The following is a 12,814-nucleotide window of genomic DNA, read 5'->3' as shown; positions in this document are numbered from 1 at the left end:
CACATTGTGTCGAGCGGGCTCGGCGGCGGCACGCGGGGGGCGTCAGTTGGGCGCACCGGCGACGTAGATGTCCCCGTCGGCCACGCTCACCTCCCGCGCGCTCGACGCCCCCGTGGCCAGGATGCGCGCCGGGTCGCGGAAACCGGTGATCACCTCGACCCGCTGCACCGGCTTCGGCGTGCGGATCACCGTCTCCGGCCGCCAGTCCAGTCCGGACAGCAGGTGGGTCTCGATGTCCGGCTGCCCGTCGCGGGTGGCGTAGACGCGCCAGGTCCCCGGTCCGGCGGGCTCGATCTCCCGGGTCCGCAGTCCCGTCGCGACCTGCCTGCGCTCCCACCCCGAGCCGGTCCACCTGGCCGCGTGGTCCAGCGGCACGCCGTTCGCGTCGAACTGGAACCACAGCACGAACGGCTTGCCGTCGGCGCCGAAGCCGACCTGCTGGATGTAGTCCGGCGACTTGAGCCCGGCGGGTCGTTCCAGCGGGGTGTCGGCGACCTTGAGGTACTGCTCCTGCTCGGCGTCGTCGACCTGGGTGCCGAGGTCACGGCCGTCGGCGGCGTGGAAGCGCAGGCTGGCCGGGTTGAACCAGGCGTGGTAGACGCCGCGGTGGAAGTAGTCGTGCACGTGCTGGTCCGGACCACCACCCGCCAAGGTGTAGACCAGGTGGATGCGCTCCGGCCTGCCGAAGGCACCCGGCTCGTACCGCAGCTGCCCGACGTAGACCTCGTCCAGGTGGTCCGCCCGCCCCTTCGAACCGAGCGCGAACTCCTTGCCGGTCAACTGCACCGAGTTCTTCCACGTCCGGCCGTTGTCCCGCGAGACCAGGTACTTCATCGGGCGGAAGTCGGTCGGCGCGCTGGGATCGATTTCGCGGGTGGTCTCCCGGTAGAACAGCACGAGCGTGCCGCGTGCGGTCTTCACCGGCATCGGGTAGCTCGCCGCGTCGCCCTCGGGCAGCTCGGTGTGCGTCCACTCGCCGTCGAGCGAATGCGGGCTCGGCGCCCGGCTCAGCACGGTCCGGCTGTTGTGCATGCCGCGGAAGACGAGCAGGTGCCCGTCGTCGGCGAGCACCAGGGTCGGGTAGTTGTGCGGATCGGCTTCGCCGTCCGCGACCAGCTTCGGCGGGGTCCAGTCACCACCGGCGTGGTCGTAGGCCTGGACGTAGGTGTCCGCGTTCACCCCGGACCACGAGATGAAGGTCAGCCCGGCCACCGGGTCGTGCACCCCGCCCGCCAGCGGGCGCCGGTCCGTGCGCGACGCCACGGTCTCCGCCGGGGTCATCAGCGCGAACTCCGGTTCCGCCCGCGCCGGTGGCGCGACGGCGAGCAGAACCGGGATCAACGAGGTGAACAGCCATCGCCGCATGAACGTGCCTCCTGGTGCGTCCCAGGCGGCGGGCACCCCATCCTGGCACCGGAACCGGTTCCGGCGCTAGCGCGTGGTGTAGTTCGGTGCCTCGACGGTCATCGTGACGTCGTGCGGGTGGCTCTCCTTCAGCCCGGCCGCGGTGATCCGGACCAGCTGCGCTTCCTGCAGCTCGGCGATGGTGCGGGCACCCGCGTACCCCATGCCCGAGCGCAGCCCGCCGACCAGCTGGTGCACCACGGTGGACAGCGGGCCGCGGAACGGGATGCGCCCCTCGATGCCCTCGGGCACCAGCTTGTCCTCCGAGAGCACGTCGTCCTGGGCGTAGCGGTCCTTCGAGTACGACTTCGCCTCGCCGCGCGACCGCATCGCTCCCAGCGAACCCATGCCGCGGTAGGTCTTGAACTGCTTGCCGTTGACCAGGATCAGCTCACCGGGTGCCTCGGCGGTGCCCGCCAGCAGGCTGCCCAGCATCACCGTGGACGCCCCGGTGGCCAGCGCCTTGACGATGTCGCCGGAGTACTGGATGCCGCCGTCGCCGATCACCGGCACGCCCGCCGGGCGGCACGCCTGGTCGGCTTCGTAGATCGCCGAGATCTGCGGTACGCCGACACCGGCGACCACGCGCGTGGTGCAGATCGAGCCGGGGCCCACCCCGACCTTCACGCCGTCCGCCCCGGCCTCGACCAGCGCCTGCGCCCCGGCCCGGGTGGCCACGTTGCCGCCGACCACGTCGACGGTGTCACCGAGTTCCTTCTTCAGCAGCGCCACCGTGTCCACCACGGCCCGCGAGTGCCCGTGCGCGGTGTCCACCATCAGCACGTCCACGCCCGCGTCGGCCAGCGCCATCGCGCGCTGGTAGCCGTCGGTGCCGACACCGACCGCGGCGCCGACGATCAGCCTGCCGTCGGTGTCCTTGGTGGCGTTCGGGAACTGCTCGGTCTTGACGAAGTCCTTCACCGTGATCAGCCCGCGCAGCTTGCCCGCGCCGTCCACGATCGGCAGCTTCTCGATCTTGTGCCGGCGCAGCAGGCCGAGCGCGGCGTCGGCGGTCACCCCGACCTGCGCGGTGATCAGCGGGGTGCGGGTCATCACCTCGCTGACCGCGCGGGTGTGGTCCACCTCGAAGCGCATGTCGCGGTTGGTGATGATGCCGACCAGCGTGCCGGCGGCGTCGGTCACCGGCACGCCGGAGATGCGGTAGCGGGCGCACAGGGCGTCCACCTCGGCCAGCGTGTCCTCCGGGGAGCAGGTCACCGGATCGGTCACCATGCCCGCCTCGGAGCGCTTGACCACCTCCACCGCGGTGGCCTGCTCGTCGATCGGCAGGTTGCGCTGCAGCACGCCCATGCCGCCCTGGCGCGCCATCGCGATGGCCATCCTGGCCTCGGTGACCGTGTCCATGGCCGCGGAGACCAGCGGGATGCGCAGGTTGACGTTGCGGGAGAGCCGGGTGGTGGTGTCGACCGAACTGGGCACCACGTCCGACTCCGCGGGCAGCAGCAACACGTCGTCGAAGGTCAACCCGAGCATGGCGAACTTGGTCGGGAAGGTGGCGGGGTGCTCGGTCATGGCTGGCTGGTGGCCTTCCTGGCGCGGGTGAGGGGTAGTGGAAGCGACTCGACGCGCTGGAAACGATGGTATCTGGACGCGACCCGGGGCCCGCCCGGTACCGTGCAGCGCGTGCCGCACGACGTGTTGCCCCCAGACCCGTTCGCCGACGACCCGGACGATCCCGCCAGGGAGGTCGCCGGGCTCGACGACGACGTGACCGAGCCGATCACCGCCGACGAGCGCACCGAGCTGCTCGCCGACCTCTCCGATCTGGCCGTGTACCAAGCCCTGCTCGCCCCGCGCGGCGTGCGGGGCATCGTCGTGGACTGCGGTGAATGCGACCAACCCCACTACCACGACTGGCAGTTGCTCCGGGCCAGCCTCGAACAGCTGCTCAACGACGGCCGCATGCGCCCGCACGAGCCCGCGTTCGACCCGAACCCGGCCGACTACGTCAGCTGGGACTACTGCCGCGGGTTCGCCGACGGGGTCACGACCACCGAAAGCGCCTACTGATCACCCGAAGAGGCGAAAGGCCCCCGGCACGTGTGCCGGGGGCCTTTCGCGTTGTCGGGCTCAGGGGGTGGCGGCGGGGGCTTCGCCCTCGACGGCGTTGCCCTGCTTGCCGCCGGTGCCGGTGTTCGGCTCCGACCCGCCGCCCGAGCTGATCTCCGAGGTGGGGGTCGGCGGCGGCGGGGTGGACGGGTCCGGCGGGTTGCTGGTGGGCAGCGAGTTGTCCGGCGGGATCGTGGTCGGGATGTCCGTCGGCGGCAGCTGCGGCTTCTCCACCGGCGGAAGGCCGGCGGTGGGTGAGGTCCCGGTCTGCGAGGTGCCCGGCGCGGTGGTGCCCGGCTGGTGCGGCACCTCGGGTGCCGGGTTCTCCAGGCGGGCGCTGAGCTGGCGGTGCTGGGCCATCAGCTGGTCGAGGTTGTCCTCGACGGACACCTGCCGCAGCGCGGCCTGCGCGTCGTCGAGCGCCTTGCGGGCGTCGTCCAGCCTGCCCTCGCTGATCGCGATGTCCGCCGCGTTCAGCTCGCTGCGCACCTGCGCGGCGGCCTCGATCGAGCGGGCGTGGTCGGCGTAGAGCACCTTGGTCAGGCCCCACAGCGTGTCGCCGGGCTGGGCGTCGCGCGCGGCGAGGCCGGTGCCGGTGAAGGCGATGGCGAGCACGGCGGCGGCCGCGGCCACCGGGACCAGCAGGCGGCGCTTGCGCCCGCGGTTGCCGTGCTTGTGCGCCAGCGCGGCGGTCTTGACGGTGACCACCGCGGCGTCGGTGTCGATCAGTTCGGGAATGGGCTGGCTGTCGATGTCCCGCCGCCAGGCGAGCAACAGCGCGTTCAGTTCCTGGTCCCCGAGTGCGTCGGCGACCTGGGGGTCCGACCCGCCCAGGGCGTCGAGCAGCGCGTCGTCCGCCTGCATCGCGGACAGGTCCGGCACGGACTGCTCGTACTCGCGCCGACCTTCGCGTTCGGTCACTCAGACCACCTCCTCAGCGGCCAGTACCTTGCGGAGCCGCGCGAGCGCGCGGTGCTGGGCCACGCGGACCGCACCCGGCGTGGACCCCACCGCTTCGGCGGTCTCCTCGGCCGAGAGCCCCACGACCACGCGCAGGACGACGATCTCACGTTGTTTGTCCGGCAGGACCTGCAGCAACTGCGCCATGCGCTCGTTCAGCTCGCCCTGCAGGGCGCGCTGCTCGGGACCGACGCCGCCTTCCACCTCGTCCGGGACCTCGGCCACCGGCTCGGCGCGGTTGCGGGCCGCCGCGCGGTGCGCGTCGGCCACCTTGTGCTGGGCGATCCCGTAAACGAACGCCAGGAAGGGGCGCCCCTGATCACGGTACGAGGGCAATGCCGTGAGCACCGCGAGACACACCTCCTGCGCGACATCGTCCGCCGACGCGAACGAACGTTCCTGCCTGCCGACCCTGGCGCGGCAGTACCGCACCACAAGGGGACGGATAGCGGCCAGCAGCCGCTCTACTGCCTGGGGGTCTCCCTCGACAGCGGCGGCGACTGGCTCGTCCAGTCCATCCCCCACATTGGCCATCGCAGACAACAGTCCCGGTGTTACGTCTAGGCGTGCAAAGAGCCCGGCGTGCGGCATTCGACATCCCTCACGCCGGTGACACCCACCGTACCGTCCGGCATCGCTGGCGCTTGCTCACGGTCGTACTCGGCGCGCCTCGCGTGGCGGGGCCGGATCCGTCCACCCGGTCCTTCAAGTTTCAACAACCTACAACGAAGGAGGGCGTGACGGCGAGACGAGCGCGCACAAAATGTCCGGCGTCCTCCACTGGGTGGCAGGAGGAGGCCGGACAGCCGGCGACCGGTGGGGTGGGGAGCGTGGCGGTTTTCGCCGGTCAGGACACCAGACCGCGGCGGAAGCCGTGGGCGACGGCCTGCGCCCGGTCACGTACGCCGAGCTTGCGGAACAGCCGGCGGGCGTGAGTCTTCACGGTGTCTTCGGACAGGTAGAGCTCGCGGCCGATCTGGCCGTTGCTCTTGCCCTGGCTCATCCCGCGCAGCACCTGCAACTCGCGCTCGGTCAGCTGGACCCCGGGGTCCGACGGCTGCCGTGGCGCGGGCACCGAGGTGCTGGCGAGGGTGTGGGCCAGTGCGGCGACGAGTTCCGGGCGGGACGCGTCCCACCGGAGGTAGCCGCGTGCCCCACCGGCGATGGCGGCGGCGATGCTGCCGGCGTCATCGGGGGCACCGAACACGATGACGTTGGCCTGGGGGTTCGCGGAGACGAGTCGACGGGTGGCCTCCACCCCGGTCGGCACCGCCCGCTGGGTGCCGACGAGCACGACGTCCACCGGCTGCCGGGAGTACCTGGCCAGCAACTCGTCACCGTGCGCTACGCAGTCGATGCGACTGACCCCTGGAACAGCAGACATCACGCGAGTGAGCCCTTCGCGGACACTGCGTCGGTCGTCGCAGATCAAGACCGTCGTCACGGGGTTTCCTTCCTGCAGCCGGGTGACATTCCATATCCCCTATCGGACGCTTTAGGCCCCACCTTGACACGATCCGGTGGCTTTTTTTGAAATGGTCTAGCCCGGATGTCGGTATGGGTGTGCGCCGTCGAGCCATCGGAGCCGTTCCCGCCTACTCCGGGGCTACACCGGCACCCAGGGTGAATCCCGTGCAAGCCGTCTCCCCCCAGGGTCTGCGCGTAGTAACACTGCGTGCAACACTGTATCCGCTCTGGATCGGTACAGTTGGCCATTCGCGGGAACCAAATCCACGGAAATGAGCGCGGCAGGCCAGATAAGTGAGCAAAGTTCATATTTTTCGGCCGCCAATCGGGCGTTTCGGACCAGATCGAGTGCTCGCTGCCGCTCAGTGGAAGCCCCGGTGGCCGCCAGAGCCGCCCCGAGCACCAGATCCGACTTGATCCCGTGCCGGACGGCACCGCGCTCCTCGGCCAGCGCGGCCGCCTCCGCCGCCGGCGCCACCGCCGCGGCGGCGTTGCCGGCGGCCAGCTCGATCTCGGCACCGACCCACCCGGCCCGAACCAGCCCCCGCCATCCGGCCGAGCCTGCTTTAGCCCGCAGAAGCTGGTCAGCCGCCTCCTCCGCCCCGGCGCCCGCCCTCCTCAGTGGCGCGCTCCCCGCCGCTCCTGCCCGCCGAGGCCCGTCGCCTGCTTTTGCCCGCAAAAGCAGGTCAGCCGCCCTCTCCGGCCCGTCGCCGGCCGCCACCTCCATCGGAGCGCCGCGCGCCGCACCCGCCCACTGAGGCCGGTCGCCTGCTTTTGCCCGCAGAAGCCGGTCACCTGCCTCCCCCGGCCCGTCCACATCCATCGGAACGCTGCGCGCCGCACCCGTCCGCGAGAGCCGGCCCCCTGCTTCTGCCCGCAGAAGCAGGTCACCTCCGCCCTCGTCCACAGCAGCGCCGGGCGCCACACCTGCCCGCCGAGACCGGTCGCCTGCTTTTGCCCGCAGAAGCCGGTCACCCGCCTTCGCCAGCAGGAGGCGCGCTGCTCCCAGGCGGCCGAGGCCGAGGTTGTCGGCGGCCAGGCCGAGCAGGCCGTCGACCAACGCGCCCTCGGCATCCAGCCCATCCGGATCCCGGGCGTCAGACCTTCCGAGTTCCGAAGCGGCATAGGCCACTGCCAGACCGTCGAAGGGCAGCGCGGCGGCGTGCCCGCCCAGCTGCCGCCGGTGCGCGGCGAAAGCCGCCGCCGCGTGTGCCGCGACCACCCGGTCCGAACCGGCCCTGAGCTGCGCGAACAACGTCGCTGCGGCGGCGTACCGCCCCTCGGCCCCGGCCACGATCCCGGCCAGCAACCGCTCCCTCGCCGACCCCGAACCTGCTTTTCCCCGCAGAAGCCGCGCGGCCGAGGGGTCGTCGCCGAAGGCGGCCTGTCTCAGGAGTTGTTCCACCCGGTCAGTCTCGCGAACCGACCAGTACGTACTCGACGCGGTCGACGGCCGTGCGCAGATCGCCGAGCAGCTCGACCTTCGCCGGGAGGCCGGTCCCGTCCCAGCCCGGCCCGCAGGCGAACAGCCGGCTCCGCTGGCGCCCGCGCGTGACCCGCGTGAACAGGCGCGGGTCGGCCGCCCCCGATCGCCGCGCCCACAGCACCACGGCCGCCGGCGCCCCGCGCCGCACGGCGACCGCGAGCACTTCCGCGGGCAGCGGCGTGGCGAACAGCTGCGTGCCGAGGCCCCGGCGGGCCAGCTCCGCCGCGAGCGCGTACAGGGCCAGCCCGTCGCGTTCCTCCGGCACGCACGAGAGCAGCACCGGCCGCTGGTTGCGCGGCACGTCGAGCACCGGCGTGGCCCGGATCAACGCGGCCAGCACCGCGCCCGCGAGCAGGTACTCGACCTCCGCGCCGGCCGTGGTGCCGCTGCTCCGCCACCGGTCACCGAGCGCGGCGAGCACCGGCTGGATCACCCCCGACCACGCCGAGGGCACCCCCGAGCCCTCGATGACGTCGGCGAGCGTGCGCTGCACCGCGCGGGCGTCCAGCGCGAGCGCCGCCGTGCTCAGCCGCCGAGCCAGCCTCGACTGGCCCGGTTCGGGCCCGGCGGCTTCTGCGGGCAAAAGCACGGGCGCCGGGCGGGGCCGCGGCTGGGCGGTCTTCGGCATGCGTTCGAGTGCGTAGCGCGCGGCTTCGGCGGTGGACGTGCCGCGCAGCAGCGCCTGCTGCATCAGTTCGAGGCGGCCGATGTCGGCGGGGCCGTAGCGCCGGTGCCGCCCGCCGACGTGGTGGCTGGGGCCGAGGCCGTACCGCCGGTCCCAGGTCCGGAGCGTGGCGGGGGCGACGCCCAGCCGCCGCGCCACCGAGGCGACCGGCAAGCTGGGTTCTCCGGGATCGGGCTCGTCCGCAGCGGGCGCCACCGGTCGGCCTGCTGCGTGACCTGAGTCTCCCTCGGATCCCACGCCGCCCAATATTCCCGCCGGTCAGAACGGCGGCAAGCCGGGGTGGAGCGGCATCTCACACTCCCGGGGGATGCCTAACGGCTGAATCACGCCGCAGCTCTTGAACAAGTATTGGCGCGCTTCTAACGTTACGCGCGTTGCACCGAATGGAGTAGCGAGCGTTGTAGGAACTGCGGATTCCGGCGGCGAAATCCCGGATAGCGGAGGCGGTCACGATGGCAGACACGCGCAGACTCCCTGGCCCCAACGCCGATGTGTGGGACTGGCAACTCGAGGGGTCGTGCCGGGGCATGGACAGCGGCTCCTTCTTCCACCCCGACGGCGAACGCGGCCCCGCGCGGGCGAGACGGGAAGCCAGGGCGAAGGCCATCTGCCAGGCGTGCCCGGTACTGGAGATGTGCCGCAGGCACGCGCTCGCGGTGCACGAGCCGTACGGCATCTGGGGTGGGCTCTCGGAGTCCGAGCGCGAGAACATCCTCAAGGCGGGAAAGCGCTCGCTGAGCCTGTCCGGCTCCTGAAACCGCTGGGCACGAGGGCGCTTCCCGGGCACGGGAGGCGCCCTCGTCAGTTCCCGCCGTCGAAGGTGGGCCAGGCGCACATCGCCGAGTCCACAACGGACTTCAGGCTCCCGGCGCCCACCCCGTCCCGCGCCTGCACCGATAGTCCATAGAGGACGGTTTCGTAGAACAGCGCCATGGCGTCGGCGTCCGCATCGGCGCTGACGTCCCCTTCGGACTGCCCACGGCGGATGCGGTCCAGGATGGACCGGTGGTTGTCGCGGCGCTGTTCCACCAGGAAGTCGTGCACGCCCTGGTTGACCACGGCGAAGTTGGTGGCCGCGTGCACCACCATGCAGCCCGACGGGTGCTCCGGCGCGGTGAACGCCCGCGCGTTGTCCCGCAGCATGCGCTCGATCGCCTGACGGGCCGTCGGCTCCTCCGCCAGCGCCCGGCCGGTCAGCCCGCCGTGCGTGCGGCCGTACAGCTCGACCGCTTCGCGGAACAGCGCCTCCTTGCAGCCGAAGGCCGCGTACAGGCTGGGCGGGTTGATGCCCATCGCGCCGGTCAGGTCGCCGATCGACGCGCCCTCGTAACCGCGTCGCCAGAACACATACATGGCCTCACGCAGCGCGGCGTCCCGGTCGAACGCACGCGGACGGCCCCGAGGTGACATGACCCACCTTCTGTAACAACCGATACAAAACCCCTTGACGCCCCATCGTACGCGCCGCTTTTATGTATCGACCGATACAGAATGGGAGTGGGCATGGGCACACTGGACGGCAGGACGGCACTGGTCACCGGGGGCAGCCGGGGCATCGGGGCGGCGATCGCCACCCGGCTGGCCGCCGAGGGCGCGAACGTGGGGGTCACCTACACCAGCGCACCCGACCGCGCCGCGTCGGTGGTCGCGGCGATCGAGGGGCACGGCCGCAAGGGCCTGGCCATCCAGGCCGACAGCGCCGACCCGGCAGCCGTCGGCACCGCCGTCGACCAGGCCGCCGAGGCGCTCGGCGGGCTGGACATCCTGGTGAACAACGCGGGCATCTTCCCGACCGCGACCATCGAGGAGGTCACCGTCGAGCAGATCGACCGGACCTTCGCCATCCACGTCCGGGCGGTCTTCGTGGCGGCGCAGGCGGCGCTGAAGCACATGGGTGAGGGCGGGCGGATCCTGACCATCGGCAGCAACCTGGCCGAGCGCGTGCCGTGGCCGGGGCTGAGCCTGTACTCGGCGAGCAAGTCGGCGCTGCTGGGGTTGACCCGGGGACTGGCGCGGGACCTGGGGCCGCGGGGCATCGCCGCGGTGCTGGTGCAGCCCGGCTCCACCGACACCGACATGAACCCGGCGGAGGGCGACCACGCCGACGGGCAGCGGGCGCTGTCGGCCTACGGCCAGTTCATGCAGGCTGGGGACATCGCCGCCACGGTGGCCCACCTGGCCGGGGACGCGGGCCGCTTCCTGACCGGCTCCACGGTCACCATCGACTCGGGAACCAACGCCTGACCTGGGGATCCTGCTTTTGCCCGCAAAAGCAGGATCGGGCGAAAACGGACAAAAGACCGGGGCGGCACCCACGTGGGAGTGCCGCCCCGGTTCACGGGTGGAACCTAGTGCGCGTGCCCGTGGCCCTGGCCGGCGCCTTCCTCTTCCTCGGCCGGCTTCTCCACCACGGAGCTTTCCGTGGTGAGCACCAGCCGGGCGATGGAGGCGGCGTTGGCCACCGCGGACCGGGTCACCTTGACCGGGTCGACGATGCCGGCGCCGAGCAGGTCGGTCAGCTCGCCGGTGGCCGCGTTGAAGCCCTGGCCCCAGCTCTGCTCCTGCACCTTGGACACGATGACCGCGCCCTCGAAGCCGGCGTTGGTGGCGATCCAGTGCAGCGGCGCGGTGAGCGCGTCGCGCACGATGCGGACGCCGGTCGCCTCGTCACCGGTCAGGCCGAGGCCGTCCTCCAGCTCCTTGACCGCGTGCACCAGCGCCGAGCCACCGCCGGGCAGGATGCCCTCCTCGACGGCCGCCTTCGTGGACGCGACCGCGTCCTCGATGCGGTGCTTGCGCTCGTTCAGCTCGGTCTCGGTGGCCGCACCGACCTTGATCACCGCGACCCCGCCGCCGAGCTTCGCGAGCCGCTCCTGCAGCTTCTCGCGGTCCCAGTCGGAGTCGGTGGTCTCGATCTCCTTGCGGATCTGGGCGATCCGCGCGTCGAGGTCGGCCTTGGTGCCCGCGCCGTCGACGATGGTGGTGTTGTCCTTGGTCACCTCGATGCGGCGGGCCTTGCCCAGCGCGCTCAGGTCGGCCTCGGACAGCTTCAGGCCCACCTCGGCGGAGATGACCTGCGCACCGGTGACGGTGGCGAGGTCGTCCAGGAAGGCCTTGCGGCGGTCACCGAAGAACGGCGCCTTCACCGCGACCGCGGTGATGGTCTTGCGCAGCGCGTTGACCACCAGGGTGGACAGCGCCTCGCCGTCGACGTCCTCGGCGATGATCAGCAGCGGCTTCTTCGCCTCGACGACCTTCTCCAGCACCGGGAGCAGGTCCGCCAGCGCGGAGATCTTCTCGCGGTGGATCAGGACGTAGGCGTCCTCGAGGACGGCGCGCTGCTCCTCGGGGTTGGTGGCGAAGTGCGCCGACAGGAAGCCCTTGTCGAACTGCACGCCCTCGGTGATCACCAGTTCGGTCGCCAGCGTGGACGACTCCTCGATGGTGATCACGCCGTCCTCGCCGACCCGCTCCACGGCCTCGCCGAGCAGGGCGCCGATGTTGGCGTCGCGCGAGGTCACGGTGCCGACCTGGGCGATGTTGTCGCGGCCCTTGACCGGGGTCGCCTTGGCCTTGAGGACCTCGACGACCTTCTCCGCGGCGGCTTCGATGCCCCGGCCGACCGCGGTCGGGTTGGCACCGGCGGCCACGTTGCGCAGGCCGACCTTCACCAGGGACTGCGCCAGCACGGTGGCCGTGGTGGTGCCGTCGCCGGCGACGTCGTTGGTCTTGGTGGCCACGTTCTTGGCCAGCTGGGCACCCAGGTTCTCGAACGGGTCGTCCAGCTCGATCTCACGGGCGACGGTGACGCCGTCGAGGGTGATCGTGGGGCCGCCGAACTTCTTGTCCAGCACCACGTGCCGCCCGCGCGGGCCGAGGGTGACCTTCACCGCGTCGGCGAGCTTGTTCACCCCGCGCTCCAGCGCGCGACGAGCGTCCTCGTCGAAACTGATCTGCTTGGGCATAGCGTTTTCCGCTTACCTTTCGAAGTGGGTGGGCGCAAGAACGCCCCGGCTCCCCGGTCGAACGGGGCCCCGGGGCGTCATGCGCTGCAGAGCGGTCGTCAGTTGATGACGGCCAGCACGTCGCGAGCGGACAGGATCAGGTAGTCCTCACCGTTGTACTTGACCTCGGTGCCGCCGTACTTGGAGTAGATGACGACGTCGCCTTCCTTGACGTCCACCGGGACGCGGTTGCCCTTGTCGTCGATGCGGCCCGGGCCAACGGCCAGAACCTTGCCCTCCTGGGGCTTCTCCTTGGCGGTGTCGGGGATGACCAGACCGGAGGCCGTCGTCTCCTCGGCCTCACTCGTCTGGACAACGATCTTGTCCTCGAGCGGTTTGATGTTCACGCTCACCGGGTTGACCTCCACGGGTCGATGAGAAAGCGTTGGCAGGTTTCAGGTTTACGACTCCTACCACCCCCGCCGTCGCGGGTGCCGGGGCGTGTGCGGTGCCGTGCAATTAGCACTCTAGCCACGTGAGTGCCAGCCGCGCAAGGAGGGTCCACCCGGCGGGTTGCCCCACCCCGGGCAGCGGTCGGCGGCGCACCGCCCAAAACGCGCCAGGCGCTCGGGCGGGCAGTCCCCCGGCTCTCCGGCCCAGGCTGGTCCCGCTCGTGGATCTGTGTTCAACACCGCAGGAACGCGAAAGGAATTCACCGGGTGGTCACCCGGGACGGTTGTCCCGTTCGGCGCGCGCGAAGTGCGATCGAGGGCGACAGCCGGTTCCCACCACCTTGTT

13 protein-coding genes are annotated in these 12,814 nt (G+C 71.3%); 3 read left to right on the top strand and 10 right to left on the bottom strand.

Annotation, left to right across the window (positions count from 1 at the left end; translation table 11 throughout):
* Window positions 1–42: 42 nt before the first annotated feature.
* Both AC07EG_RS00520 and guaB read right to left on the bottom strand, forming a co-directional pair.
* A complete protein-coding gene (locus AC07EG_RS00520) occupies window positions 43–1,365 on the bottom strand; it encodes a BNR-4 repeat-containing protein (protein WP_478250789.1) in 1,323 nt (440 codons plus the stop codon).
* A 66-nt stretch (window positions 1,366–1,431) separates the two neighbouring features.
* Window positions 1,432–2,937 (bottom strand): IMP dehydrogenase, encoded by a 1,506-nt coding sequence (gene guaB / locus AC07EG_RS00515; protein ID WP_478250788.1) that lies wholly within the window; start codon window positions 2,935–2,937, stop codon window positions 1,432–1,434.
* 102 nt (window positions 2,938–3,039) lie between these two features.
* On the opposite strand from guaB, the gene AC07EG_RS00510 reads away from it, so the two are divergent.
* Window positions 3,040–3,435, top strand: a complete 396-nt coding sequence (locus AC07EG_RS00510; protein WP_162788698.1) for a DUF5319 domain-containing protein — start codon at window positions 3,040–3,042, stop codon at window positions 3,433–3,435.
* Between the two features lie 60 nt (window positions 3,436–3,495).
* Here AC07EG_RS00510 and AC07EG_RS00505 read toward each other — a convergent pair whose 3' ends face one another.
* The 5 genes from AC07EG_RS00505 to AC07EG_RS00485 form a co-directional block, all read right to left on the bottom strand.
* The gene (locus AC07EG_RS00505) at window positions 3,496–4,395 is read right to left on the bottom strand and encodes an anti-sigma-D factor RsdA (protein ID WP_478250787.1); all 900 of its coding nucleotides are present in this window, start codon (window positions 4,393–4,395) and stop codon (window positions 3,496–3,498) included.
* Entirely contained in the window at window positions 4,396–4,968 is a 573-nt protein-coding gene (locus tag AC07EG_RS00500) for a sigma-70 family RNA polymerase sigma factor (protein WP_113695961.1), read from the bottom strand.
* Between the two features lie 313 nt (window positions 4,969–5,281).
* Window positions 5,282–5,878, bottom strand: a complete 597-nt coding sequence (locus AC07EG_RS00495) for a response regulator transcription factor (RefSeq protein ID WP_003073605.1) — start codon at window positions 5,876–5,878, stop codon at window positions 5,282–5,284.
* A 162-nt stretch (window positions 5,879–6,040) separates the two neighbouring features.
* The gene (locus tag AC07EG_RS00490) at window positions 6,041–7,306 is read right to left on the bottom strand and encodes a hypothetical protein (RefSeq protein WP_478250786.1); all 1,266 of its coding nucleotides are present in this window, start codon (window positions 7,304–7,306) and stop codon (window positions 6,041–6,043) included.
* 4 nt (window positions 7,307–7,310) lie between these two features.
* Window positions 7,311–8,225, bottom strand: coding sequence for a MerR family transcriptional regulator (locus AC07EG_RS00485; protein ID WP_478250785.1), 915 nt, complete (start codon window positions 8,223–8,225; stop codon window positions 7,311–7,313).
* A 299-nt stretch (window positions 8,226–8,524) separates the two neighbouring features.
* Between AC07EG_RS00485 and AC07EG_RS00480 the strand changes: the two genes are divergently transcribed.
* Complete coding sequence (locus tag AC07EG_RS00480) at window positions 8,525–8,827, top strand: WhiB family transcriptional regulator (RefSeq protein ID WP_209664080.1); 303 nt, start codon at window positions 8,525–8,527, stop codon at window positions 8,825–8,827.
* A gap of 46 nt (window positions 8,828–8,873) precedes the next feature.
* On the opposite strand, the gene AC07EG_RS00475 is transcribed toward AC07EG_RS00480, so the two are convergent.
* Window positions 8,874–9,482 (bottom strand): TetR/AcrR family transcriptional regulator, encoded by a 609-nt coding sequence (locus tag AC07EG_RS00475; protein ID WP_478250784.1) that lies wholly within the window; start codon window positions 9,480–9,482, stop codon window positions 8,874–8,876.
* A gap of 93 nt (window positions 9,483–9,575) precedes the next feature.
* On the opposite strand from AC07EG_RS00475, the gene AC07EG_RS00470 reads away from it, so the two are divergent.
* Window positions 9,576–10,316 carry an SDR family NAD(P)-dependent oxidoreductase gene (locus tag AC07EG_RS00470; protein WP_478250783.1) on the top strand — a complete coding sequence of 247 codons (741 nt, stop codon included), beginning with the start codon at window positions 9,576–9,578 and terminating at the stop codon, window positions 10,314–10,316.
* 104 nt (window positions 10,317–10,420) lie between these two features.
* Here the strand turns inward: AC07EG_RS00470 and groL are convergent, their stop codons facing one another.
* On the bottom strand, window positions 10,421–12,037 hold the full coding sequence (groL, locus tag AC07EG_RS00465) for a chaperonin GroEL (RefSeq protein ID WP_478250782.1): 1,617 nt from the start codon (window positions 12,035–12,037) through the stop codon (window positions 10,421–10,423).
* A 98-nt stretch (window positions 12,038–12,135) separates the two neighbouring features.
* Complete coding sequence (gene groES / locus AC07EG_RS00460) at window positions 12,136–12,429, bottom strand: co-chaperone GroES (protein WP_026360373.1); 294 nt, start codon at window positions 12,427–12,429, stop codon at window positions 12,136–12,138.
* Window positions 12,430–12,814 lie beyond the last annotated feature (385 nt).

The organism is Amycolatopsis sp. NPDC045836 (assembly GCF_056431745.1).
Note: the sequence above shows the minus strand (reverse complement) of the source record. Positions and strands in the feature narration are given on the sequence as shown.